The following is a 25,323-nucleotide window of genomic DNA, read 5'->3' on the forward strand; positions in this document are numbered from 1 at the left end:
TGCGGGGAGCCTACAAGGAGTGGCCGCTCACCTGGCGAAAGACTTTCGTAAAGGCGAGCGTCGTTGAGTCTTCGCAGGTGGAAGGGGATTTCGGGGCTTTTTCGCGGCCTTCCTTGATCGAATGGGCGTGTACTTTCGCTCAGCGCACGGTCGTCGGACGCGAGAGGAAGGTACACGCCGAAGTGACTGGTCCAGCCAGGTCGCGCCGGAACGCCCAGTACGGGCTTCTGACATCGATAGCCGACGAGGCCGGTGTCTCGCTCGCGACCGTTTCGAAGGTCGTCCACCGGCGGCGCGACGTGTCCGAGGCGACGCGGGTCAGGATCGAGGCGCTGCTGGTCGAACGCGGCTATGTCAGGGCAGGGGAGAGCGACGCCCGCCGGCCGCGGCGGATCCTGGCCGTCTTCCGGGACCTGGCCGGCCCCTACACCCTGGAAGTGGTCCGGGGCATCGTGGAGGCGGCGGCCGAGGCGGGCGTCCACACGATCGTCGGTACGACGAGCCGGCGCCCGATAGCCCAGTGGCTTCAGAGGTCCGTGGAGCTGGACGCCGCGGGGGTCGTCATCGTCATCTCCGCTCTCGCCGAGCGGGACCAGCGCCGCATCCTGGACCAGCGGCTGCCCGTGGTGCTCCTCGATCCCCTGAACGCACCGTCCGCAGCCATCCCGAGCATCGGGGTGACGAACTGGCACGGCGCGACGACCGCCGTCCAGCACCTGATCGACCTCGGTCACCGCCGGATCGGCTTGCTGGCCGGCCGTTCGAGTTCACTGGCCGGGGCCGCGCGCCTGCACGGCTACCGGGCCGCCCTGGCCGAGGCAGGGATTCCCTACGATCCCGCGCTCGTCCGGTCGACCGACTTCGACCACGGAGAGGCCCTGCGCGCGGCCCGTCAGGTACTGGACCGGAGCGAAAGGCCGACGGCCCTCTTCGCCGCGAGTGACGCCCAGGCACTCGGCGCGCTGGAGGCCGCCCGGCAGCTCGGCATCGCCGTGCCGCGCGAGCTTTCGATCATGTCGTTCGACGACACCCAGGTGGCCGCGATGGCATCACCCCCACTCAGCGCCGTGAGACAGCCGTTCCGGGAGCTCGGCCAGGAGGCCACACGCGTCCTGCTGCACCTGGCCGAGGGCAGGCCCCTCGCGACGAGGCGCAGGGAATTCGCCACCGAACTGGTCGTGCGCATGTCCACTGCCCCGCCCGAAACGCCGCCCGAAACCGACCAGCGCGGGCGTGCCTGAACCCCATTCCGCAAGCCCTCGATTTCCCGAGCCCTCCGGACGCGAAAGTCTTTCGGAACTGATTCCCCTCCGATATTGCCGTGGCCGAATCCCGCCGCTTAGCGTGACCGACGCCAGAGCAACCGCAGGAGCAACGGTACGCAACCCTTGCGCGACAGCACCTGACGGTCATGGCCATCGACTCACATCCCTCCGCGCGGACGGGCCCGGGACGGCCTGCCGGGTGCAGCTCACCCGCGACGGGGATCCTGCCGAATCGAAAGGTGTTCAACGATGAACAGAGTGTCCCGACGGTGGTTCCTCGGTGCCACGGCGGCTGCCACGGTGAGCGTCACCGTGGCCGGCTGCGGCTCGTCCGGCAGTTCCACCTCCTCGCCCACGGGGACCGTGGACTTCTGGACGCTGCAGGACCCGACCAACTCGGTCCAGAAGGCGGCGGTGGACACCTTCAACTCCGCCGGCAAGGGCAAGGTCACCCTGACCGTGATCGCCTCGGACGGTTACAAGGACAAGCTCCGTACCGGGATGGGCTCCTCGAAGATGCCCGGGATGTTCTTCAGCTGGGGTGGCGGCAGCCTCGACGACTACGTCAAGGCGGGCAAGCTCGTGGAGCTCGACGGAATGCTGGGGACGCATTTCCTGCCCTCCGCACTGGCCGCCGGCAAGGTCGACGACAAGCTGGTCGGCATCCCGTGCCGTGGCACGCAGCCCGTGTTCCTCTTCTACAACAAGAAGGTCTTCGCCGACGCCGGCGTCGAGCCCCCCAAGACCTACGCCGAGCTGACCGACCTGGTGAAGGTGTTCAAGAAGAAGGGCATCACACCGTTCGCGCTCGCGGGCAGCGCCAGCTCCTCCTGGACCGAGCTGATGTGGGTCGAGTACCTCGTCGACCGTCTCGCGGGTCCGGTGCTCTTCGAGAGGATCCAGAACGGCGACTGGTCGCAGTGGAAGGACCCGGCCGTCCTCAGGACCGCACAGATGATCAAGGAACTGGTGGACAGCGGCGCCTTCGGCAAGAACTTCGGTTCGGTGAACTACGGCCCCGGCGGTACCTCGACCCTGCTCAACAAGGGCAAGGCGGCGATGGTCCTGATGGGCTCGTGGGAGTACGCGACCCAGCAGAGCGAGGCCCCCGACTTCGCGAAGAACGACCTGGGGTACGTGCCCTTCCCGAGCGTCGAGGGCGGCAAGGGCGACACCGGCAACGTCGTCGGCAACCCCACCAACTACATCTCGGTGACCACCGCCGCCGCCAAGGACACCGCGGCCGAGTTCCTCAAGACCGCCTACAGCGACGCCTACGTCCAGGGGCTGATAGAGAAGGGCGAGGTGCCGGTCACCGTCAATGCCGAGAAGCTGCTCGCCAAGGCGCCCGACCCGGCGTACGCGAAGTTCCAGTACGACCTCGTGGAGAAGGCTCCGGCCTTCACCCAGTCCTGGGACCAGGCCCTCGGCCTCACGCTCGGTACCCCGCTGCTGACCGAGATCCAGAAGCTGTTCAACGGACAGAGCTCGCCGGAGCAGTTCGTCGGCGCGGTCCTGGCGATCAAGAAGTAAGGAAGGCAAGTCCACGTGGTCTCCGCAACGACTTCGCGGCCCCTGCGCAGGCACCGGGTACGTGACCGGGCCACTCCGCCCACCCTGGAGCGGCCCGGCGTGGCCTGGGCGGTGCCCGGGCTGCTGTTCTTCGTCGTCTTCGCCATCGCGCCGATGGCGGGCGTGCTCTACCTCTCCTTCACCCACTGGGACGGGCTGAGCACCCCGCAGTTCACGGGCGCGGAGAACTGGTCGCGGTTCTTCGGCGACAGCCAGGTCTGGCAGTCCACAGCGGTGACGGGGGTCCTGCTGGTCGGGAACATCGCGGTCCAGGCGCCGATCAGCATCCTGCTCGGCGTGTGGTCGGCCGGTTACCAGCGCAACCGCGCAGTCCTGTCCGCGATCTTCTTCCTGCCGCTGCTGCTGTCCACGGCGGCCACGGCCATCATGTGGCGCCAACTGCTGGACCCGAACTTCGGCCTGCCCTCGACACTCGGCCGGCTCTTCCCGGGCGACACCAACCCCCTCGGCACACAGACAGGCGCGATCGTCTGCCTGGTCCTCGTGACCAGCTGGCAGTTCGTTCCCTTCCACAGCCTGCTCTACCAGGGTGCCGCCCGAGCCGTCCCGCAGACGCTGTACCAGGCGGCCGCGATCGACGGCGCGGGGAGGGTGCGGCAGTTCTTCCACATCACGCTGCCGCAACTGCGCAACACGATGATCACCTCGAGCATCTTCATGGTCGTCGGCGGTCTCACGGCCTTCGACATCGTCCTGCTGCTGACCAACGGCGGCCCCGGCACCGACACCTCGATCCTGCCGTTCTCGATGTACCAGAGCGCCTTCCGGACCTACGACTACGGCTACGCCAGCGCCATCGCGAGCTTCCTGCTCCTGCTCGCCACCGCTGCCTCGGTCCTCCTCACCAAGCTGAGCGGCTACGACAAGATGACGAGCACCCTGGAGGGGCTGTGAGAACGCGCCCCAACTACGCGGCCGGCGTTGCCGCATTCGTCTGGCTCCTGATCATCGGCGTCCCGCTGTACGCGCTGGTGAACACGGCGGTGCAACCGCAGACGACGTACACCGACAAGGGCCCGGTCTCGATCCCGTCCGCGGTGACACTCGAGAACTTCCGCACGGTCCTGGACAGCGGCTTCCCGCAGTACATCTGGAACACCGTCGTCGTGGCGGCGGCCACCGTCGCCATAGTGCTCGCATTGGCGATCCCGGTCAGCTACGCCGTCGTACGCGGCCGGGGCCGGCTCAGCAGGGGTGTGTTCCGCCTGTTTCTCCTGGGTCTGGCGATCCCCTCCCAGGCAGTGATCATCCCCCTGTTCCTGATCGTCAACGACCTCGGCTTCTACGACACCCTGTGGGGGATCATCCTGCCCACCGCCGCGTTCGCGCTGCCGGTGAGCGTGCTGGTCCTCAGCGGCGGGATGCGGGACATCTCCGGCGAACTGTACGAGGCGATGGCCCTGGACGGCGCGAGCCCGGCCCGCACCCTTCTCACACTGGTCGTCCCGATGTCGAAGTCCGCCATCTCGACCACGGCTGTGTTCACCGCCCTGCAGGCGTGGAACGGCTTCCTGTTCCCGCTGATCATGACCCAGTCGAACGACACCAAGCTGGTGACGCTGGGCCTGTACAACTTCGTCTCCGAGTACGGCGCCGACGTCCCGGCCCTGCTGGCCGCGGTCCTGATGTCCGCCTTCCCCATCCTCGTCGTCTACCTCTTCGCCCGACGCGCTCTGGTCGCGGGCCTGATGGGCGCCGGCGGGAAATGACGGTACGGGCGTCCTGCCGGGTCCGCCGAGGCGGGACGCCACCCGATGCGGGGCCCGGGCGCCGGCATGCGCCGATCACCCACCTCCCCTTGGCGCTGTCCGGCGCGTCCGCCTGCCCTCGACCGCCGGACCGGTGTCCGGGCCCGACTTCCCGCCCTGGACGGCAGGGCTTCTTCGACTTCTCCCGATCACCCGCGCGGCTCGCGCGCGCCCGCAACAGAAACGGATGCCACCTTGACGATCAGCGACGAGCGCCCGACAACCGGGCCGTGGAACGATCCCGCCCTGCCGGCGTCCGTCCGCGCGCGGGCCCTCCTCGACGCCATGACCGACGCCGAGAAGATCGCACAACTCGGCAGTACGTGGCCCGGCCACGAGGCGTCCGCAGACGTGGCCCCGATGCAGGACACCTTCCGCGGCGCCGAGACCTTCGAAGAAGCGATCGTCGACGGTCTCGGTCATCTGACCCGGGTGTTCGGCACGGCCCCGGTCGACCCCGAGGCGGGCCGCACGCGCCTGGCGGAGTTCCAGGAGCGGGTGACGGCGGCCAACCGCTTCGGCATCCCGGCCATCGCCCACGAGGAGTGTCTGACGGGACTCAACGCCTGGCAGGCCACGGTCTACCCCACGCCGCTCGCATGGGCCGCCACCTGGAACCCCGGCCTCGTCCACCGCATGGCGGCGGCCATCGGCTCGGACATGGCGGCTGTCGGCGTCCACCAGGGCCTCGCCCCCGTCCTGGACGTGGTACGGGACTACCGATGGGGCCGGGTGGAGGAGACCCTGGGCGAGGATCCGTACCTGGTCTCGGAACTCGGCCTGGCCTACGTGCAGGGTCTGCAGTCGGCCGGTGTCATCGCCACGCTGAAGCACTTCGCCGGCTACTCCGCCTCCCGGGCCGCCCGCAACCACGCCCCCGCCGCCGTCGGTCCCCGCGAACTCGCGGACCTGATCCTCGTCCCGTTCGAGAAGGCGGTGGTGCACGGTCGCGTCGGCTCGGTGATGAACGCGTACAACGACATCGACGGAGTGCCCTGTGGCGCCAACGAGGAGCTTCTGACCGGGCTGCTGCGCGACACGTGGGGTTTCGAGGGCACGGTGGTGTCCGACTACTGGGCGATCGCGTTCCTCGCCTCCCTGCACCACGTCGCGGCCGACGTCCCCGACGCGGCCCGCTCGGCTCTCCAGGCCGGGATCGACGTCGAACTGCCGCACACCACCGCCTACGGCAAAGCGCTCCTGGACGACGGCGTCCTTGCCGGCCTTCTCGACCGGGCGGTGCTGCGGGTACTGACGCAGAAGGCCGAACTCGGCCTGCTCGACCCCGACTGGACCCCCGGGCGGTACACCGTCCCGGCGGACTTCGACTCGCCCCGCAACCGCACTGTCGCCCGCGCACTGGCCGAGGAGTCCGTCGTCCTGCTCGACAACCACTCCGACCTGCTGCCACTCGCCGGCGCACGCTCCATCGCCGTGATCGGCCCCGTCGCCGACGACGTCCGATGCCTGTTCGGCTGCTACTCGTTCCCCAATCACGTCCTGCCCCACCACCCCGACACCTCCTTGGGTATCGACGCGCCCACCGTGCTCGACGCCCTTCGGCGGGAGTTCCCCGACACCGACGTACGCCATGAGGTCGGCTGCCCGGTCACCGGGGACGACCGCAGTGGCATCGCCGCCGCGGTCGCTGCGGCGTCGGCGGCCGACGTGACGGTCCTCGTCGTCGGTGACCGCTCCGGCATGTTCGGCGAGGGGACCTCCGGCGAGGGCTGCGACGTCGGCGCACTGACGCTCCCGGGAGTGCAGGAAGAACTGGTGGACGCCGTCCTCGAGGCGGCTGACCGAGCCGTCCTCGTCGTCCTCTCCGGCCGCCCTTACGCGGTCGGGCGACAGGCACGGCGAGCCGACGCCGCCCTGCAGGCTTTCTTCCCCGGAGAGGAAGGCGCGGGGGCCGTCGCCGGCGTTCTCTCCGGGCGGATCAACCCCTCCGGGCGCCTCCCCGTCCAGATCCCGGGCGACGAGGCGGGCCAGCCGGGCACGTACCTCGCGCCTCCGCTGGCGCTCAAGAGCGACGGCGTGAGCAACATCGACCCCACGCCCGCCTTTCCGTTCGGGCACGGCCTGTCGTACACGACCTTCGAGATCGACGCCGTATCCGTCGACGGCGCCGCTGTGCCCGTCGACGCGACGATCACGGTACGGGCGAGGGTGTCCAACACCGGCGACCGGGCAGGCACCTGCGTCCCCCAGCTCTACCTCACCGACCCGGTCGCCTCGGTGACCCGCCCCGTCCGTCAGCTCATCGGGTTCGCCCGCGTCGACCTCGCCGCCGGTGAAACCCGTGTCATCGAGTTCCGGGTGCACGCGGACATGACCAGCTTCACCGGGAGGGACCTGCGCCGGCGTGTCGAGCCCGGTGACCTCGCACTCACCGTCGCCCAGTCGGCGGGTGACCCCGGCGTCCCCGTCCGAGCGACCCTGCAAGGAGACGAGCGCATCGTCGACCACACCCGCACCATGACCACGCCCGTCACGGTGCTCCCGGGCTGACCTCGGCTGCGAGCGGCCCGCCCGACAGTAACTTGAGGCCTCCGTCAAAATGCATGCTACTGTCGAGAGCGCAAGTTGACCCATGGGTCAAGATCTCCCGGCAAGGAGCGCTCCATGTCCAAAGTGATCGCCGTCTTCGGCGCCGGTACCGGTCTCGGTGTGTCCGTGGCCCGTCGCTTCGGGCGGGAGGGGTTCCGGGTGGCCCTGGTGGCCCGGCGCAAGGAGCGGCTGGAGGCCCTCGTCGAGAAGCTCGCCGCCGAGGGCATCGAGGCGGCCGCTTTTTCCGCGGACCTGTCGAGGCCCACGGAGGCGTCCGCCCTCGTCGAGGCGGTCCGGGGTCGCTTCGGCCGGATCGATGTCGTCGAATACGGGCCGATCAGTGGCGACCAGGGCTTCACCCCGGCGGCTCAGGTGAACGCGGCGACACTGGAGGGCCTGCTGCCGCTGCTGCTGCTCACTCCGGTCGAGGTCGTTCAGGCCGTGCTGCCGGAGTGGACCGAGCGCGGCGACGGCGCCTTCCTGCTGACCCACGGCTATTCGGCGGCGCAGCCGTTCCCGCACCTCAGCGGTGTGGGCCCGGTGATGGCCGCCGCCCGCAACTACCTGTACTCCCTCAACGCCGAACTGGCCGACAAGGGGGTCTACGCCGGCACCCTCACCATCGGGGCCTCGATCACCGGCAGCGAGATGGGCGAGGCCGCCGCGGCCCAGGTCGATGCCGAGGCGGCCGACAGCGCCCGGTTCCCGGTCGTCGACCCGGACGAACTCGCCGCCCACTACTGGGACATGTATGTGAAGCGGGACCGCGTCGAGCAGTTCCACCCCGAGACGCTGACCCCGCAGACCGCCGCGTAGCACTCTTCGGAAAGAGGCATACCGAACATGACATCAACGCAAAGCACCGTCTCCGCGCAGGCGGATGACACGGGCGCCCGGCGCATACCCGGTCCAGGCGACCGGATCGAGGCGGCCGGGGTGCGTCCCGCACTCGTGACGATCGTGTCGGACGAGTCCCCCGGCGTCTGCACGGTGGACGGGGAGTGCTCCTGATGAGCGCGAGCCAGCACCCGGACGGCCGGCTCGTCGTCGATGTGTGGAGCGACATCATGTGCCCGTTCTGCTACATCGGCGACACTCTGCTCGCGCAGGCCCTGGAGAAGTCTCCGCACGGTTCCGACGTCGAGATCCGCTACCGCAGCTTCCAGCTGATGCCGCATCTGCCGACCGACCACGCCGTCGACCTCAACGAACTCCTTTCGAAGGAGCGCGGTTTCCCCAAGGCGCAGGCCAAGGCGATGAATGCCCAGGTCGCCGCCCGCGCGGCGCAGATCGGGCTGGAGTTCCGGCTCGACTCCGCCATCGCGACCAACACCCGCGCAGCCCACCGGCTGATCCACTTCGCCGAGAGCCAGGACCGTCAGCACGACATGGTCCAGCGGCTCTTCCGCGCCTACTTCACCGACGGACTCAACGTCGGCGACCACGATGTCCTCGCCGGCCTGGCCGCTGAGATCGGCCTCGACCCGAGTGCCGCCCGCGATGCCTTGGACCGCGGCGCGTTCGACGCCGAGGTGGACGCCGATATACGGCACGCCGGGCAACTCGGCGTCACCGGAGTCCCGTTCTTCGTCTTCGACGGTCAGTACGCGGTGTCCGGCGCACAGCCGGTCGAGGCGTTCCTGCAAGCTCTCGACATCGCCTGGAAGGGCAAGTTCACCAAGAGCGCGTGAGAGCAGTTGACACCCCGTTTCGCCGCCGACGGTTCGGCGCACCCCGGTACGGCGGTCGGTACTGACCAGGCTTCGCCAAAGAACAGCGGATCGCGCACCCGCCTTCGAACGCATGGCCCGGCGGCGTTCCGGGAACGATCCAGGGGTGACGTCGTGGTCGGGGATGCCCTGTGGGACGTAGCCGCAGGAGGACGAGGTGCGGGAGTGACGGGTGATCCGGGGCTGTTCACACCGGCGAGCGCTACCCGGTCGACGAACCCGAGCTGCTGCTGTGGGTGCACTGCGCCGAGATCGACTCCTATCTGCACGTCCTGCGCCGCTCCGGCTACCCCCTCACCGACGCCGCCGCCGACCGGTACGTCCGCGAACACCGGGTCAGCGCCCGGCTGGTGGGCCTCGATCCCCTCGACGTGCCCGCCGACCGGGCGGAGATGGCCGCCTACTTCGAGAAGGTACGGCCCGAACTCGCCGCCGGAGCCGACGCCATGGCCGTGGACGACTTCCTGCGCAGCCCGCCCACCCACCCCCTGCTCGTCCCGGCGCGCGCACTGCTGTGGCGGCGCGTGGCGCATCTCGCGTACGCCTCTCTGCCGCCGTACGCCCACGAGTTGTACGGCAGACCCGGGCCACGACCCGCCACCGTCACCCGGGAACTGCGCGCCACGGGTGCCCTGTTGCGCTGCATCCCCGCACGTCTGCGCTGGCAGCTCCCGCCCAAACACATCCTGCGGGCCATGGCGAGACTCGGCCCGCAGACCCGTCCTGCACCGTACAAAGTCCCGCTATAGGACGCCATACTGGACGGGCCGGGCGGGGCCGGACAGTACGGGGGCGGCGGTTCACCATGACGGAGAGCAGGCTGATCCAGGGCCGTTACCGGCTGCTGGAACTCATCGGGCGCGGCGGCATGGGGGAGGTGTGGCGCTCGCGCGACGAGTCGCTGGGCCGGCTGGTCGCCGTGAAGTGCCTCAAGCCGCCCGGCCCGCACCACGATCCGGCCTTCTCACGGGTGCTGCGCGAGCGGTTCCGCCGTGAGGCCCGGGTGGCCGCGGGGCTCCAGCACCGCGGGATCACCGTCGTCCACGACTTCGGCGAGTCCGAGGGCGTGCTCTTCCTCGTCATGGAGCTCCTGGACGGCCGCAACCTGTGCCGGCTGCTCGACGACAACGAGCGCCGGCCCCTGCCCGTCCCGGACGTCGTGGACATCGCCGAACAGGTCGCCGCCGCCCTCGCCTACACCCACCGGCAGGGCATCGTGCACCGCGACCTCAAACCGGCGAACATCGTGCGCCTCACCGACGGCACCGTGAAGATCTGCGACTTCGGCATCGCCCGCCTCGGCCACGACATCGGCGTCACCGCCAAACTCACCGGCACCGGCATCGCCCTGGGCACCCCGCACTACATGTCCCCGGAACAGATCGGCGGCGACGAGGTCGACCGGCGCAGCGATCTGTACTCGCTGGGCTGTGTCCTGTACGAACTCGCCACCGGGGCACCGCCGTTCGACCTCGGCGACCCCTGGGCGATCCTGATCGGCCACCGCGACACCCCGCCCCGGCCGGCCCGCGAACAGCGCCGGGACCTGCCCGACTACCTCGACCGGATCATCCTCGACCTGCTCGCCAAACGGCCCGGACAACGCCCGCACGACGCGAGCGAGCTGGGCCGCAGGATCACCGAGGGCCGTACCACACCGCCGTACGTCCCCACCCTCGTCACCCGCCCGGCCGAACCCCTCGGCCCCCTGCGGCCCGAGTGCGCCGGGCCGGAGACCATCGGCCTGGAGCTCGCCGGGCCGGAGACCAACGGCCCCGAGCTCGCCGGGCCGCCCGTGGGGGCGCCGCTGCCGGGCTGGACCCGCGGTATGACCACCGGCCACCGGGCGACCGGCGCCTCACTGCTCCCGGCGCGCCCGGACGCCGCAGCGGCCCTGACCGGGGAGTGGATCCCCCGCCCGGCCCTCGGCACGGTGCAGGCGCCGCCCGAGCCGGACGCCCCGTCCCCGCACACGCTCGCCGTGCTCGCCGCGCGCCACACCGCCGGTCTCAGCCTCGGCCGGCTCGGCCGCTGGACCGAGGCCGGGGAGGTGCACCGCGCGGTCGCCGCCGAACGCGCCCACCTGCTCGGCCCCGACCATCCCGACACGCTCGCCAGCCGCTACGAGGTCGCCGTCACGCTCAGCCGCACCGGCCGGGCCGCCGACGCCGTCCGTGAATACCAGCAGGTGGCCGCCGCCCGCACCCTGATCCTGGGCGCCGACCATCCCGACACCCTCGCCACCCGCCAGGAGACGGCCTACGCGCTCGGCCTGCTGGGCCGGCACCTGGACGCCCATCAGCTCTACACCTCGGTCCTCGCCGCACGGGAGCGCACGGCGGGCCCCGACCACCCCGACACCCTGCGCTGCCGCCACAACCTCGCCTTCAACCTGAGCAGGCTCGGCCGGCTGGAGGAGTCGTACCGCATGGCGTGCGAGGTGGCCGCCGCGCGGGCCCGCGTCCTGGGCGCGGACCACCCGGACACCCTCCTCACCCGCTACGAAGTGGCCTATGTGCTCGGTCAGTCGGGCCGCTGGGCGGAAGCGCTCCAGACCTACCGCGAGGTCGCCGACGCCCGCGCCCGAGCACTCGGCCCCGACCACCCCGACACCCTCGCCGCCCGCTACGAGACCGGCATCAGCCTGGGCCGCCTCGGCCGCAGCACCGAGGCGCTCCGGCTCTACCGGGGCCTCGTCGACGACCGCACCCGGGTGCACGGCGACGCCCACCCCGAGACCCTGCGCGCCCGGCACGGCCTCGGCGTCAACCTGGGCCGCCTCGGCCACTGGGAGGAGGCCCTAGCGGAGTCCCGCGACGTCTGCGCGATCCGCGAGCGCGTCCTCGGCGCCGACCACCCGGACACCCTGGTCAGCCGGCGCGAGGTGGCCGTCTGCCTGGGCTGGCTGGGCCGCTGGGCCGACGCCCTGACGGAGTACCGCCGGGTGGCCGCCACCCGCGAGCGCCTCCTGGGCGCCGGCCACCCCGACACCCTCGCGATCCGCGGCGAGGAGGCCCACTGCCTGGAACGCCTCGGCCGCGGCCGGGACGCGGTGGCCCTGTACCGCAGGGTGGCGGCACTCCGGGAGAGGCGGGCGCCGGGCGGCGCGTGAGCGGACACACCACCTCACGACGACGCCCTGGTCCCGCCTCAGCGCGAGCCCGCTTCTCTTGACGGCAACGGCCCACACGCGGCTCGTCGCGAGCCCGCCTTCCCAGTCCGCGACGACGCCCCACCCCCGGCTCACTCCCAGCGCAGCTCTCAAGTCGGCGGACGAGCCTTATGCCCGGCTCAGTGCCGGCCTGCCTCGCCCGTCGGCGGAGGAGCCTCACGCCGGCTCACTCCCAGCCCGGCTCTCCTCACGGCAGCCGCGCCCCCGCCCGGCTCACTCCCAGCCCAGCTCCGTGTACGGGCGGCCGGCCCGGATGCCGGCGATCGCCGCTCGTGCGTAGTCGACCATCGGCTCCGGGAGTGCGTCCAGGGGCCACCAGTCCCAGCCGAGGCACTTGTCCGGTTCCAGCAGGCGCGGTTCGCCGCCCCAGTGGTGGGCCCGGAACACGAGCTGGATCCGGGGTCGTCGGCGGAAGCCGTTGTCGATGTGGACGGTGTGCACCAGCTCCACGTCCGCCGGGTCGATCTCCAGCCCCGCCTCCTCCCTGGCCTCCCGCACCAGACAGGCCACGGCCGACTCCTGTTCGCAGTGCCCGGCCAGGAAATGGTGGGTCAGGGACGCGAAGGCCGCGTCCGGATGGCGCAGCCCCAGCAGGATCTTGCCGTCCCGCTCCAGATAGAGATGGACGCCCACGACGTGCGGGGCCTCCCGCCGCACCGGCACGCTCCCGTCGCCCCGATGCAGGGCCAGCACCTCGGCCGCCCACGGCGCCATCACGAGATGCCGGACCGTCGCCGCGTCGAAGAAGGCGAACATGATGCCCTCGCCGACCGGGATCCGTGACGGGTCGCCGTCCCAACGGCCCAGGAAGACCGTGGTGTCGTTGGTGACCGTGAACCGGGTCATCCCCTCGATCACCAGTCCGGTCTCCTCCATCAGCTCCCGCGCGACCGCCTCCTCCGGCGTCTCGTCCCCCTCCCGCGCCCCGCCGGGCAGCGACCAGGCGCCCGGATCCCAGATCGCCTTGTACGCGTCCCGCAGATGCAGCAGGTACTGCCCCCGCTCGTTGACCAGGAGCGCGGCCGTCTGGCTCGGCTCGGTGTCCATGGGATCCCCCCTCGTATCCAACCCGGCGTAGATCGTGTTACGAAGAACCATGCCTGCTCACGAGGGACACCACACCTACGACGCCGTAGTCGTCGGCGGCGGACACAACGGCCTGGTCGCCGCCGCCTACCTGGCCCGGGCCGGACGGTCCGTGCTGGTGCTGGAACGGCTCGGCGACACCGGCGGCGCCGCCGTCTCCACCCGCCCCTTCACCGGCGTCGACGCCCGGCTGTCGCGCTACTCCTACCTGGTCAGCCTGCTCCCGCAGAAGATCGTGAAGGACCTCGGCCTGCGCTTCCGCGTCCAAGGGCGCACCATCTCCTCGTACACCCCCGTCGAGCGCGGCGGACGGCCCACGGGACTTCTCGTGGGCGGCGGAGAGGACCGCACCCGGGAGGCCTTCGCGCGGCTGACCGGCGGCGAGCGCGAGTACGCGTCCTGGCAGCGCTTCTACGGCATGACCGGGCGGGTCGCCCAGCGGGTCTTCCCCACGCTCACCGAACCCCTGCCCACCCGGGACGAGCTGCGCCGCCGCGTCGACGACGAGGAGGCCTGGCGCACGCTGTTCGAGGAGCCGATCGGGGTCGGCGTGGAGGCGAACTTCACCGACGACCTCGTACGGGGCGTGGTCCTCACCGACGCCCTCATCGGCACCTTCGCCGACGCCCACGACCCTTCCCTCAAGCAGAACCGCTGCTTCCTCTACCACGTCATCGGCGGCGGCACCGGAGCCTGGGACGTGCCCGTCGGCGGCATGGGCGCCCTCACCGACGCCCTGGCCGCCGCCGCACGCGACGCGGGCGCTGTCATCGCCACCGGTCACGAGGCCGTCCGTATCGCCACCGACGGCCGTAGCGCCGAGGTCACCTGGCGCACCGCCGACGGCGAGGGCGTCACCACCGCCCGGCACGTCCTGGTGGGCGCCTCCCCGCAGGCCCTCGCCGCGCTCACCGGCGACACGCCGCCCGCCCCCGCCGAGGGTGCCCAGCTCAAGGTGAACATGCTGCTCAAGCGGCTGCCCCGGCTACGGGACGGCTCCGTCGACCCGCGCGAGGCGTTCGCCGGAACCTTCCACATCGCCGAGGGGTACGAGCAGCTCGCCACCGCCCACGCCGAGGCCGCCGCCGGGGAGCTGCCCACCGCCCCGCCGTCCGAGATCTACTGCCACTCCCTGACCGACCCGTCGATCCTCGGCCCCGATCTGGTCGCACAGGGCTACCAGACCCTGACCCTGTTCGGCCTGCACACCCCGGCCCGGCTGTTCGCCCGCGACAACGACGCCGTGCGCGAGGAACTCCTCAAGGCCACCCTCGCCCAGCTCGACGCCCACCTCGCCGAACCGCTCGCCGACTGTCTTGCCCCGGACGCCGACGGGCGCCCCTGCATCGAGGCGAAGACCCCGCTCGACCTGGAACGCGACCTCGGGCTGCCCGGCGGCAACATCTTCCATCGCGACCTGTCCTGGCCGTACGCGGACGAGGGCACCGGCCGCTGGGGCGTGGAGACCCCGCACGCCAACGTCCTGCTGTGCGGCGCGGGCGCGGTCCGTGGGGGAGGGGTGAGCGGAGTGCCGGGGCACAACGCGGCGATGGCGGTCCTGGAGGCCGACCGGTAAAGCCCGCCGCCACCCATAAATCTGACGGTCTATCAGAAAAGCTCTTCCGTCGGCCGGTCCGCTGCGGCATCCTGCGCCCATGCAGACGGAGCTGAGCAATCACCTGGGAGTCGAGCACGCCGTCTTCGGCTTCACGCCGTTCCCCGCCGTCGCCGCGGCCATCAGCCGCGCGGGCGGCTTCGGCGTGCTCGGCGCGGTCCGCTACACCGCCCCCGACGACCTCAAACGCGACCTGGACTGGATCGAGGCGCACGTCGACGGACGGCCGTACGGGCTCGACGTCGTCATGCCCGCCAAGAAGGTGGAGGGTGTCACGGAGGCCGACGTCGAGGCGATGATCCCCGAGAGCCACCGGCAGTTCGTCCGGGACGCCCTCGCCAAGTACGGCGTCCCCGAGCTGGCCGAGGGCGAGGCGTCCGGCTGGCGGATCACCGGCTGGATGGAGCAGGTCGCCCGCAGCCAGCTCGACGTCGCCTTCGACTACCCGATCCGGCTGCTCGCCAACGCCCTCGGCTCCCCGCCCGCCGACGTCGTCACCCGCGCCCACGAGCAGAACGTGCTGGTCGCCGCGCTCGCCGGGAGCGCCCGGCACGCCCGCAAGCATCAGGAGGCGGGCATCGACATCGTCGTCGCCCAGGGCTACGAGGCCGGCGGACACACCGGGGACATCGCCTCCATGATCCTCACCCCGGAGATCGTGGACGCCGTCGACCCGCTGCCCGTCCTCGCCGCTGGAGGCATCGGCAGCGGACGCCAGATCGCCGCCGCCCTCGCGCTCGGCGCCCAGGGCGTCTGGCTCGGCTCCCTCTGGCTGACCACCGCCGAGGCCGACCTGCACTCGCCCGCCCTCACCCGCAAACTCCTCGCGGCCGGCTCCGGCGACACGGTCCGCTCCCGCGCCCTCACCGGCAAACCCGCCCGCCAGCTGCGCACCGAGTGGACCGACGCCTGGGACGACCCGCACGGCCCCGGCACCCTCCCCATGCCCCTCCAGGGACTGCTCGTCGCCGAGGCGGTCTCCCGCATCCAGAAGTACGAGGTCGACCCGCTGCTCGGCACGCCCGTCGGGCAGATCGTCGGCCGGATGAACGAGGTCCGCCCGGTGCAGGCGGTCTTCGACGAGCTCACCCGCGGCTTCGAGCAGGCCGTGGACCGCGTCAACCGCATCGCCGGAAGGAGTGGACAGTGACGAGCACCGGCACACCCCCCGCGGGCTTCTGGGCCCAGGCGAGCGCCGATCCCGACCGTACGGCCCTGATCGCGCCGGACGGCGAGGAGTGGACCGCCGGACGGCTGCACGCCGCCGCGAACCGGCTGGTGCACGGACTGCGCGCGGCCGGCATGGAACGCGGCGACGCCTTCGCCGTGGTCCTCCCCAACTCCGCCGAGTTCTTCACCGCCTACCTCGCCGCCACCCAGGCCGGCTTCTACCTCGTCCCCGTCAACCACCACCTGGTCGGGCCCGAGATCGCGTGGATCGTCGCCGACTCCGGTGCCAAGGTCCTCATCGCCCACGAGCGCTTCGCCGACGAGTCCCGCCGCGCCGCCGACGAGGCCGGCCTGCCCACCAGCCACCGGTACGGCGTCGGAGCGGCCGAGGGCTTCCGGCCGTACGCCGAACTCCTCGACGGACAACCGGAGTCGGCCCCCACCGGCCGCACGCTCGGCTGGGTCATGAACTACACCTCCGGTACGACGGGCCGCCCGCGTGGCATCCGGCGCCCGCTGCCCGGGAAACTCCCCGAGGAGGCGTATCTGGGCGGCTTCCTCGGCTTCTTCGGCGTCCGCCCCTTCGACGACAACGTGCATCTGGTCTGCTCGCCGCTGTACCACACGGCGGTCCTGCAGTTCGCGGGCTCCTCGCTGCACATCGGCCATGGCCTGGTCCTCATGGACAAGTGGACCCCCGAGGAGATGCTGCGGCTGATCGACACCCACGGCTGCACGCACACCCACATGGTCCCCACCCAGTTCCACCGGCTCCTCGCCCTCCCCGAGGCCACCCGGCAGGCGTACGACGTCTCGTCCATGCGGCACGCCATCCACGGCGCCGCGCCCTGCCCGGACCACGTCAAGCGGGCGATGATCGACTGGTGGGGCGAGTGCGTCGAGGAGTACTACGCGGCCAGCGAGGGCGGCGGCGCCTTCGCCACCGCCGAGGACTGGCTGAAGAAGCCCGGCACGGTCGGCAAGGCCTGGCCCATCAGCGAGCTGGCGATCTTCGACGACGACGGCAACCGGCTCCCGCCGGGTGAACTCGGCACGGTCTACATGAAGATGACCACCGGAGGCTTCGCCTACCACAAGGACGAGGCGAAGACCCGGAAGAACCGCATCGGCGACTTCTTCACCGTAGGCGACCTGGGCGTCCTCGACGAGGAGGGCTACCTCTTCCTCCGCGACCGCAAGATCGACCTGATCATCTCCGGCGGCGTCAACATCTACCCCGCCGAGATCGAGTCCGCGCTGCTCGCCCACCCCGCCGTCGCCGACGCCGCCGCCTTCGGCATCCCGCACGACGACTGGGGCGAGGAGGTCAAGGCGGTCGTCGAACCGGCCCCCGGCCAGGAACCCGGTCCCGACCTCGCCGCCGCCCTCCTGGCCCACTGCGCCGACCGCCTCGCCGGCTACAAGCGCCCCAAGTCCATCGACTTCATCACCGAGATGCCCCGCGACCCGAACGGCAAGCTGTACAAGCGGCGGCTGAGGGAGCCGTACTGGGAGGGACGCACCCGGCCGGTGTGATACTGAGACCCTGTCAGGGACGACGGGGGAGTGGGCCGTGCGACTTCCGCAGGGGCCGGGCGAGTTCGGGCCGGCCGTCGTCGTGTTCGCGGCGATGACGGCCGTACGGCTCGGTCCGCGCCCGGAGGACGAGGGGCCCCTGTGGGCGGCCCTGGCGCTCGCCCTCGTGATCGCCGGCGGCCTCGCGGTGCACCGCAGACTGCCGCTGACGGCCTACGCGGTCGGTACGGCCGGGCTCGCCGCGGAGGCCCTGTGGGTGGGACCGGGCCCGCTGACGCCGGTGGCGAACCTCATCGGCGTGTACTACGTCGGCCTGTACGCCACCCCGGCCAGGGCCCGGCTCGGCGCCCTGCTCGTCCTGCCCGGTGTGCTGGCCTGGTTCGCGCCCGAGGACCGGCCGGCCTCGGTGCCGGTCGCCGTCGTCTTCGTCTGGCTGCTGGTGTGGGCGGCCGGTTACGGCACCGCGCGCCGTAACCGGGACGCGGAGGAGCGCAGGGCGGACCGGCGCCGGGAGGACGTGCTCGCCGAACGGGTGCGGATCGCCCGCGAACTGCACGACGTCGTCGGGCACTCCGTGAACGCCATGCTGGTCCAGGCGGGCGCCGCCCGGGTGGTGCTCGACACCCGGCCCGACCGCACCCGTGAGCTGCTGGCCGGCGTCGAGCGCACCGGCCGGGACGCCCTCACCGAACTCGACCGGCTGCTCGGCGTCCTGCGCGCCGAGGACGATCCCGACGACCTGGACGACCCCCTCGGCCTCGCCCGGCTGGTGCGGCCCCTGGCCGACGCGGGCATGCAGGTCCGGCTGGACATCGCGCCCGAGGCCCGTGAACTGCCCCCACAGCTGCGGACGTCGGTCCACCGCATCGTGCAGGAGGCCCTCACCAACGCGCTGCGGCACGGACGCGCCCGCACCGCCGAGGTGACCGTCGGCCGCCGGGCGGACACCCTGGTCGTACGGATCGCCGACGAGGGCGAGGGGCCCGCCCCGCACTACCGTCCCGGTCGCGGCCTGCGCGGCATCGGCGAGCGCGCCGCCGCCCTCGGCGGACACGTCGAGCACGGGCCGGGCGCCGGCGGCGGGTTCACCCTGAGCGTCGGAGTGCCGCTGCCGTGAACCCCACCCTGCGGGTGCTGCTCGCCGACGACGACCCCCTGCTGCGCACCGGCGTCGCGGTCGTGCTCGAAGCCGCCGGCATCGAGGTCGTAGGCGAGGCGGGCGACGGCGTACGGGCGGTGCAGCTGTGCCGTGAACTGGCGCCGGACCTCGTCCTGATGGACGTCCGTATGCCCGGCCACGACGGCATCGAGGCCACCGCACGCATCGTGGACGCCGGACTCCCGACCCGCGTCCTCGTGCTGACGACGTTCCCCGACGACGAGTACGTGTGGCGGGCACTGCGCGCGGGAGCGCACGGCTTCCTGCTCAAACGCGCCGCGCCGGAACGGCTCGTGGACGCCGTCCGTACCGTCGCCGCCGGGCACACCCTGCTGGACCCGCTGGTCACCCGGCCCCTCGTGGACCGGCTCGTCACCCGGCGCGGCGGCCCACCGGACGACGCCCGGCTGCGGCAGCTCACCTCCCGCGAGACGGAGATCCTGCGCCTGATCGCCGACGGGCTGACCAACGCCGAACTCGCCGACCGGCTGGGCATCGCCGAGTCGACGGTGAAGACCCACGTCAAACGCATCCTGCACAAGATCGGGGCCCGCGACCGGGCCGGTGCCGTGGCCATCGCCCACCGCTCCGGCCTCGTGTGAGGCGTACCCCCGTGGGGGTACCCCGGCGGGGGGACGCCCCGGGCCGGACACCGTCCTACCGTCGGCATGCGGACGGGGAGACGACGGGGGCGGGCATGAACGTGCCGGGCGGATACGCGAACGAGGTGTGGCGGGCGGTGCGGCCCGTCGACCGCTACCAGCGGCTGCTGTGGTGGTGCGGTACGGCGATGGCGGCGTCCGGCGCCGTGCACGGCGCGGTGGCGCTCGTCGACTTCGCGCCCTGGTGGGGGCCGGTGTCCTGGCGCAAGCCGGTGGTGTTCGGGGTGTCCTTCGGGCTGATGGCCTGGGCCGTGGTCTGGATCCTGCGCCAGCTGGCCGCCCGCTGGTGGATCCGGGCCGGGGCGGGACTGGTCGTCCTCACCTCGGTGGCGGAAGCCGTGCTGATCACCGCGCAGCGCTGGCGCGGCACCGCGTCCCACTTCAACCAGGCCACCGACACCGACGCCGCCGTCTGGAGCGCGATCGGCACGCTCGTCCTGCTGCTCGTCCTCGGGGTGGTGGTGCTGTGCGTGGCCGCGCTCGTACGGTTCGAGGGCCGCCCGGCGTCCCGGGTCGCGGTCCTCGTGGGACTGGCCGGTGTCCTGGCGGCCGGGGCCATCGGGCAGAAGATGGCCGCCATCGGCGAGCAGGTGTTCGACGACACGGGACACGTCCCGTACGAGATCCTCTTCGGAGCCGCGGGCAGCGCCAAACTGGCCCACGCCGTCGGCCTGCACGGACTGCAGCTCCTCGCCGTGCTCGCGATCCTGTGCGAGGCGGGCCGGCTCGGCGACCGTGCGGCGGGCGCCGTGACGGGCGTGGCGGCCCTCGGGTTCGCCGCCGCGTTCGCCGCGATCACCGTCACGGCCTACGACGGACGCGCACCCCTGCACCCGTCCGCCGCCATGGGCGTGACTCTGGTGGCCGGACTCCTGGCCGCGGCGGCGGCCACGCTCGTCGCCCTGGCCCATGTCTCCCCGCGGCGCGGGGCTCAGTCCCGCTCCGCGGCGACCTCCGCCTCGTAGGCGAGCAACGTGTCGACGAACAACCGCCGCTGATCCGGGGTGAGCGGTGCGAGCGCCCTGCGCCACGCCGCCGCCCCCGGCGCCAGCCACGCCGAGATCGCCGGTTCGTGGTCGGCGGCGAGGGCGACGATCCGGCGGCGGCGGTCCCGTTCGTCCTCGCGCCGCTCCAGGATCCCCTTCCGGCTGAGGTCGCCGATCAGCAGGCTCACGGTGGTCGGGGCGACCTCCAGCCGGGCGGCGAGTTCATTGACCGTCATCGGCCCGTCGAACAGCAGACACGCCAGCAGCGACAGATGGCGCGGCGCGAGGTCGAAGGACCGCAGCGCCTCCGGCACCGGGATCCGCTTCGCCCGGCCCACCAGGCGCGGCATGAGCAGCAGCAGCTCTCGGACGGTCGCGTCGACGCCGCCGGGCATGGACATCGGGCACTCCTCGCATTACGCTGGGTATTGCCTTTGAGATCAAAGCTATTTTGTTCGGCAAGCCGAATCGGATCCTACGCACCCGCGCGAACGGAGATCCCCCGTGCCGCACTACACCGTGCACATCAGCGAGACCGCCCTCGACGGGACGGTGGAACCGAAGCTGATCGGCGCGCTGGCCGACGCCGTCGGCTCGGTCTACGGCGAGCGGTTCCGCAGCCTCGTCGGCGTCGACGTCATCGGCATCCCGCCCCACCGCCGGGGCATCGGCGGACTGCCCACCGACAAGATCGCGCCGTCGGTCACGCTCAGCATGCGCGAGGCCGCCTACCATGTGCCCGGGGTCCCGGACGCGATCCCGCGGCTCATCGGCGCCACCACCGACGCGGTGGCCGCCGTGCTCGGCGAGGACGTCCGGGCGCAGACCCTCGTCAGCGTCACCGGAGTCCCCGACGGCCGCAGCGGAGTCGCGGGCGCGGTCGCCTGAGAGCGCCCGGGCGGGGCCCGACTTGACCTGCCCCTGCGGCCAGTCGAGGATCATGTGCCATGACGCCCGGACACGGCAGCACGGTCGACGGGGTGCTGCGGCGCAGCGCCCACCGCACCCCGGCACGCGTCGCGGTCGAGTACCGCGACCGCACCTGGACCTACCAGGAGCTCGACGACGCCGTCTCGCGCGCCGCGTCCGTCCTGCTCGGCGAAGGAGTCGAACGGGGCGACCGGGTCGGCGCCTACGGCCACAACTCCGACGCCTACCTCGTCGCCTTCCTCGCCTGCGCCCGCGCCGGTCTGGTCCACGTCCCGGTGAACCAGAACCTCACCGGCGACGACCTCGCGTACATCGTCGAGCAGTCGGGCAGCGCCCTCGTCCTCGCCGACCCCGCCCTCGGGGACCGACTTCCGCAGGGCGTACGGACGCTGCCGCTGCGCGACGCCGACGGCTCGCTCCTCGCCCGCCTGGCCGGTGCCGAGCCGTACGACGGCCCCGAGCCGCGCACCGACGACCTGGTCCAGCTGCTGTACACCTCCGGCACGACAGCCCTGCCCAAAGGCGCGATGATGACCCACCGGGCGCTGGTGCACGAGTACCTCAGCGCGATCACCGCTCTCGACCTCAGCGCCGGCGACCGTCCCGCGCACTCCCTGCCGCTGTACCACTCCGCGCAGATGCATGTGTTCCTGATGCCGTACCTCGCGGTCGGCGCCACCAACCTCGTCCTCGACGCACCCGACGGCGAGCAGCTCTTCGACCTGATCGAGGCGGACCGCGTCGACAGCCTCTTCGCCCCGCCCACCGTCTGGATCGGGCTGGCGGGCCGCCCCGACTTCGCCACCCGTGACCTCGGCGGGCTGCGCAAGGCCTACTACGGGGCGTCGATCATGCCGGTGCCCGTCCTGGAACGGCTGCGGGAACGCCTGCCGAAGCTCGGCTTCTACAACTGCTTCGGACAGAGCGAGATCGGCCCGCTCGCCACCGTCCTCGCCCCGGACGAGCACAAGGGCCGCATGGACTCCTGCGGGCGCACGGTCCTGTTCGTGGACGCCCGCGTCGTCGACGAGAACGGCGACGAGGTCCCCGACGGCACGCCCGGCGAGATCGTCTACCGCTCCCCGCAGCTGTGCGAGGGCTACTGGGAGAAGCCCGAGGAGACCACCGAGGCCTTCCGGGGCGGCTGGTTCCACTCCGGGGACCTCGCCGTCCGCGACACCGACGGCTACTTCACGATCGTCGACCGGGTGAAGGACGTCATCAACTCCGGCGGCGTCCTGGTCGCCTCCCGCCAGGTCGAGGACGCCCTCTACACCCACGAGGCGGTCGCCGAGGTCGCGGTGATCGGCCTGCCCGACGAGAAGTGGATCGAGGCGGTCACCGCCGTGGTCGTCGCGCGCGGCGAGGTCACGGAGGACGAACTCGTCGCGCACGCCCGGGAGAAGCTCGCCCCGTTCAAGGCCCCGAAGCGGGTCCTCTTCGTGGACGAACTGCCGCGCAACGCCAGCGGGAAGATCCTCAAGCGGGACCTGCGGGACCGCTTCGGCGCGTGACGCCCGGGCGTTCGTCAGTGGCTGTCCGCCACCGCCACCTCCCGTGCCCACCGGTAGTCCGCCTTGCCGCTCGGTGAGCGTCGGATCGTCTCGGCGATCACCAGTTGGCGGGGGATCTTGTAGCCCGCGAGACGGGCCCGGCAGTGGGTCTGGATCTCCTCCAGGGACGGGTGCGGCGCCCCGGTGCGCACCTGCACCACCGCCGCCACATGGTTGCCCCAGGTCGAGTCCGGCACCCCGGCCACCAGGGCGTCGTACACGTCCGGATGGGACTTCAGCGCCTGCTCGACCTCCTCGGGGTACACCTTCTCGCCGCCGGTGTTGATGCACTGGGAGCCACGGCCCAGGACGACGACCACTCCGTTCTCGTCGACGGTGGCCATGTCGCCCAGCAGCACCCAGCGTTCGCCGTCCTTCTCGAAGAACGTCTCGGCGGTCTTCGCCGGGTCGTTGTAGTAGCCGAGCGGGACGTGACCGTGCTGGGCGACCCGGCCGACCTCGCCGGGGGCGATCGGCTCGTGTGTCACCGGATCGACCACCTGGGTACGGGAGTTGACCCGGATCCGGAAGCCGCGCTCGGGGCCGGAGTCCTCCGTCGCGGTGCCGTTGAAGCCGGACTCGGAGGACCCGAAGTTGTTCAGCAGCATCGCGTTCGGCAGCAGCGCCCGGAACTGCCCGCGGACCGTGTCCGACATGATCGCCCCGGAGGAGGAGACACTGAACACCGAGGAGCAGTCGGTACCCTTCATCGGCCCCTCCAACGCGTCGATCAGCGGCCGCAGCATCGCGTCGCCGACCAGGGCGACGGCGTTGACCCGCTCCTTGGCGATGGTCCGCAGCACCTCCTCGGGCACGAACTTGCGGTGCAGCACCACCCGTTGGCCGAAGTTGAAGCCGATGAAGGCGGTGAGGGTGGACGTGCCGTGCATCAGCGGGGGAGTGGGGAAGAAGGTGATCCCCGAACCGCCCGCCGCGACCCGCTCGGCCAGCTCCTCCGGCTTCTTCACCGGCTCCCCGGTCGGCGCCCCGCCGCCCAGCCCCGAGAAGAACAGGTCCTCCTGACGCCACATCACCCCCTTGGGCATGCCCGTGGTACCGCCGGTGTAGATGATGAACTGGTCGTCGCCCGAGCGGTCCGGGAAGCCGCGCTCCGGCGAGCCGGCCGCCTCGGCGTCCGCGAACGCGGTGATGCCCTCGCCCGCCGGGCCGACGCACACCAGGTGCCGCAGCGCCGGGGCCTGCGGCAGCGCGGCCGCCACCCGGTCCGTGAACTCCGCGTCGAAGACCAGTCCGACCAGATCGGCGTCCCGGTAGAGATAGACCAGCTCCTCTTCCACGTACCGGTAGTTGACGTTGACCGGCACGAGCCGGGCCTTGAGGCAGCCCAGCACCGTCTGAAGATACTCGACGCCGTTGTACAGATGCAGGCCGACGTGTTCACCCGGGCGGATCCCGCTGTCCAGGAGGTGGTGGCCGATCCGGTTGCCCGCCGCGTCCAGTTCCGCGTAGGTCAGCCGGCGCTCGGCGCCGGTGCCCGGATGGTCGACGTACACGAGCGCCTCACGGTCCGCCGCCACGTCGACGACCGACTCGAACAGGTCGGCAAGGTTGTACTCCACCGCTCCTCCTGACCCTGGGCGCCCCGGCTCCTGCAACGGTTCGCCGGTCATCAGAGCAAAGGGCGCGGCAACTGGGAAGGGTCCTCACCAAGAAATCTGACTGAGTGTCAGAAAACTCTTGAAGTGCCTTCCCGCCTACTGCAACCTGTTCTCGTTCTTTCCGAGGGGAGATGTGCGATGAGCGGAACCGAACACCTCACCGTGCGGCGCGAAGGCGCCACACTCGTGCTCACGCTCAACCGGCCGGAGGCCAGGAACGCGCTCTCGATCGGCATGCTCGTCGGTCTGTACGACGGCTGGCTCGAGGCCGACGAGGACGACGCGGTCCGCTCGATCGTCCTCACCGGGGCGGGCGGCAGCTTCTGCGCCGGCATGGACCTCAAGGCCCTGGCCGGCAAGGGCATGGAGGGCGAGCGGCACCGCGACCGGCTCAAGGCCGACCCCGACCTGCACTGGAAGGCCATGCTGCGCCACCACCGGCCGCGCAAGCCCGTGATCGCCGCCGTCGAGGGGTACTGCGTGGCGGGCGGCACCGAGATGCTCCAGGGCACCGACATCCGCGTCGCCGGGGAATCCGCCACCTTCGGCCTCTTCGAGGTGAAGCGCGGCCTGTTCCCGATCGGCGGCTCCACGGTCCGCCTCCAGCGGCAGATCCCCCGCACCCACGCCCTGGAGATGCTGCTCACCGGGCGGCCGTACACCGCGCGGGAGGCGGCGGACATCGGCCTGATCGGCCATGTGGTTCCCGACGGCACGGCCCTCGACAAGGCCCTGGAGATCGCCGAACTGATCAACACCTGCGGGCCGTTGGCCGTGGAGGCCGTGAAGGCGTCGGTGTACGAGTCCGCCGACCTGACGGAGACCGACGGGCTCGCCGCCGAACTCAAGCGTGGCTGGCCCGTGTTCGACACCGCCGACGCCAAGGAAGGCGCCCGCGCCTTCGCGGAGAAGCGACCGCCCGTCTACAAGCGCGCCTGAGGAGCCCCCC

21 protein-coding genes and 1 pseudogene are annotated in these 25,323 nt (G+C 71.6%); 19 read left to right on the plus strand and 3 right to left on the minus strand.

The genetic code is table 11. The features are described 5' to 3' along the window. The first annotated feature begins 182 nt into the window (after positions 1 to 182). From ABZ464_RS13660 to ABZ464_RS13705, 10 genes and pseudogenes are all read left to right on the plus strand, one after another. A complete protein-coding gene (locus tag ABZ464_RS13660; RefSeq protein WP_359275452.1) occupies positions 183 to 1,241 on the plus strand; it encodes a substrate-binding domain-containing protein in 1,059 nt (352 codons plus the stop codon). A 273-nt stretch (positions 1,242 to 1,514) separates the two neighbouring features. Continuing rightward, positions 1,515 to 2,798 (plus strand): extracellular solute-binding protein, encoded by a 1,284-nt coding sequence (locus ABZ464_RS13665; protein ID WP_359275456.1) that lies wholly within the window; start codon positions 1,515 to 1,517, stop codon positions 2,796 to 2,798. 84 nt (positions 2,799 to 2,882) lie between these two features. After that, positions 2,883 to 3,752, plus strand: a complete 870-nt coding sequence (locus tag ABZ464_RS13670; RefSeq protein WP_359275616.1) for a sugar ABC transporter permease — start codon at positions 2,883 to 2,885, stop codon at positions 3,750 to 3,752. Continuing rightward, positions 3,749 to 4,567, plus strand: coding sequence for a carbohydrate ABC transporter permease (locus tag ABZ464_RS13675; protein ID WP_359275459.1), 819 nt, complete (start codon positions 3,749 to 3,751; stop codon positions 4,565 to 4,567). Before ABZ464_RS13670 ends, ABZ464_RS13675 begins: the two co-directional genes overlap by 4 nt. Positions 4,568 to 4,801: 234 nt before the next feature. Further along, a complete protein-coding gene (locus tag ABZ464_RS13680) occupies positions 4,802 to 7,117 on the plus strand; it encodes a glycoside hydrolase family 3 N-terminal domain-containing protein (RefSeq protein ID WP_359275462.1) in 2,316 nt (771 codons plus the stop codon). Positions 7,118 to 7,231: 114 nt separating this feature from the next. Beyond that, on the plus strand, positions 7,232 to 7,972 hold the full coding sequence (locus tag ABZ464_RS13685) for an SDR family NAD(P)-dependent oxidoreductase (protein ID WP_359275465.1): 741 nt from the start codon (positions 7,232 to 7,234) through the stop codon (positions 7,970 to 7,972). A gap of 27 nt (positions 7,973 to 7,999) precedes the next feature. After that, a complete protein-coding gene (locus tag ABZ464_RS13690) occupies positions 8,000 to 8,167 on the plus strand; it encodes a hypothetical protein (protein ID WP_359275468.1) in 168 nt (55 codons plus the stop codon). Continuing rightward, positions 8,167 to 8,847 carry a DsbA family oxidoreductase gene (locus tag ABZ464_RS13695; RefSeq protein WP_359275471.1) on the plus strand — a complete coding sequence of 227 codons (681 nt, stop codon included), beginning with the start codon at positions 8,167 to 8,169 and terminating at the stop codon, positions 8,845 to 8,847. The genes ABZ464_RS13690 and ABZ464_RS13695 overlap by 1 nt, the downstream gene beginning before the upstream one ends. Positions 8,848 to 9,077: 230 nt before the next feature. Beyond that, positions 9,078 to 9,635 (plus strand): annotated as a pseudogene (locus tag ABZ464_RS13700) (oxygenase MpaB family protein); the annotation flags it as partial. Positions 9,636 to 9,691: 56 nt separating this feature from the next. Continuing rightward, positions 9,692 to 11,998 (plus strand): tetratricopeptide repeat protein, encoded by a 2,307-nt coding sequence (locus ABZ464_RS13705; protein WP_359275473.1) that lies wholly within the window; start codon positions 9,692 to 9,694, stop codon positions 11,996 to 11,998. Between the two features lie 273 nt (positions 11,999 to 12,271). Here the strand turns inward: ABZ464_RS13705 and ABZ464_RS13710 are convergent, their stop codons facing one another. Next, complete coding sequence (locus tag ABZ464_RS13710) at positions 12,272 to 13,105, minus strand: NUDIX domain-containing protein (protein WP_359275476.1); 834 nt, start codon at positions 13,103 to 13,105, stop codon at positions 12,272 to 12,274. 49 nt (positions 13,106 to 13,154) lie between these two features. On the opposite strand from ABZ464_RS13710, the gene ABZ464_RS13715 reads away from it, so the two are divergent. The 6 genes from ABZ464_RS13715 (at position 13,155) to ABZ464_RS13740 (ending at position 20,251) form a co-directional block, all read left to right on the plus strand. Then, positions 13,155 to 14,720, plus strand: coding sequence for an NAD(P)/FAD-dependent oxidoreductase (locus ABZ464_RS13715; protein WP_359275478.1), 1,566 nt, complete (start codon positions 13,155 to 13,157; stop codon positions 14,718 to 14,720). Positions 14,721 to 14,799: 79 nt separating this feature from the next. Next, positions 14,800 to 15,909: a nitronate monooxygenase family protein gene (locus ABZ464_RS13720; RefSeq protein ID WP_359275481.1), complete on the plus strand. Its 1,110-nt coding sequence runs from the start codon at positions 14,800 to 14,802 to the stop codon at positions 15,907 to 15,909. Continuing rightward, positions 15,906 to 17,465, plus strand: a complete 1,560-nt coding sequence (locus ABZ464_RS13725; RefSeq protein ID WP_359275484.1) for an acyl-CoA synthetase — start codon at positions 15,906 to 15,908, stop codon at positions 17,463 to 17,465. Before ABZ464_RS13720 ends, ABZ464_RS13725 begins: the two co-directional genes overlap by 4 nt. A gap of 37 nt (positions 17,466 to 17,502) precedes the next feature. Beyond that, entirely contained in the window at positions 17,503 to 18,582 is a 1,080-nt protein-coding gene (locus tag ABZ464_RS13730; protein WP_359275486.1) for a histidine kinase, read from the plus strand. Beyond that, entirely contained in the window at positions 18,579 to 19,226 is a 648-nt protein-coding gene (locus ABZ464_RS13735) for a response regulator transcription factor (RefSeq protein WP_359275489.1), read from the plus strand. The genes ABZ464_RS13730 and ABZ464_RS13735 overlap by 4 nt, the downstream gene beginning before the upstream one ends. 95 nt (positions 19,227 to 19,321) lie before the next feature. Continuing rightward, on the plus strand, positions 19,322 to 20,251 hold the full coding sequence (locus ABZ464_RS13740) for a hypothetical protein (protein WP_359275491.1): 930 nt from the start codon (positions 19,322 to 19,324) through the stop codon (positions 20,249 to 20,251). On the opposite strand, the gene ABZ464_RS13745 is transcribed toward ABZ464_RS13740, so the two are convergent. Further along, positions 20,218 to 20,673, minus strand: a complete 456-nt coding sequence (locus ABZ464_RS13745; RefSeq protein ID WP_359275494.1) for a MarR family winged helix-turn-helix transcriptional regulator — start codon at positions 20,671 to 20,673, stop codon at positions 20,218 to 20,220. The two genes, ABZ464_RS13740 and ABZ464_RS13745, sit on opposite strands and share 34 nt — an antisense overlap. 103 nt (positions 20,674 to 20,776) lie before the next feature. On the opposite strand from ABZ464_RS13745, the gene ABZ464_RS13750 reads away from it, so the two are divergent. Further along, positions 20,777 to 21,160: a hypothetical protein gene (locus ABZ464_RS13750; RefSeq protein ID WP_359275496.1), complete on the plus strand. Its 384-nt coding sequence runs from the start codon at positions 20,777 to 20,779 to the stop codon at positions 21,158 to 21,160. A gap of 59 nt (positions 21,161 to 21,219) precedes the next feature. Then, entirely contained in the window at positions 21,220 to 22,716 is a 1,497-nt protein-coding gene (locus tag ABZ464_RS13755) for an acyl-CoA synthetase (RefSeq protein ID WP_359275499.1), read from the plus strand. Between the two features lie 14 nt (positions 22,717 to 22,730). Here the strand turns inward: ABZ464_RS13755 and ABZ464_RS13760 are convergent, their stop codons facing one another. Beyond that, positions 22,731 to 24,335 (minus strand): acyl-CoA synthetase, encoded by a 1,605-nt coding sequence (locus ABZ464_RS13760; protein ID WP_359275502.1) that lies wholly within the window; start codon positions 24,333 to 24,335, stop codon positions 22,731 to 22,733. A 177-nt stretch (positions 24,336 to 24,512) separates the two neighbouring features. Here ABZ464_RS13760 and ABZ464_RS13765 point away from each other — a divergent pair, with 177 nt between their 5' ends. Further along, positions 24,513 to 25,313, plus strand: a complete 801-nt coding sequence (locus tag ABZ464_RS13765; RefSeq protein WP_359275505.1) for a crotonase/enoyl-CoA hydratase family protein — start codon at positions 24,513 to 24,515, stop codon at positions 25,311 to 25,313. The last annotated feature ends 10 nt before the right edge of the window (positions 25,314 to 25,323 follow it).

The sequence above is a fragment of the Streptomyces sp. NPDC005820 genome, assembly GCF_040630255.1.
In the GTDB taxonomy this organism is placed as follows: Bacteria; Actinomycetota; Actinomycetes; order Streptomycetales; family Streptomycetaceae; genus Streptomyces.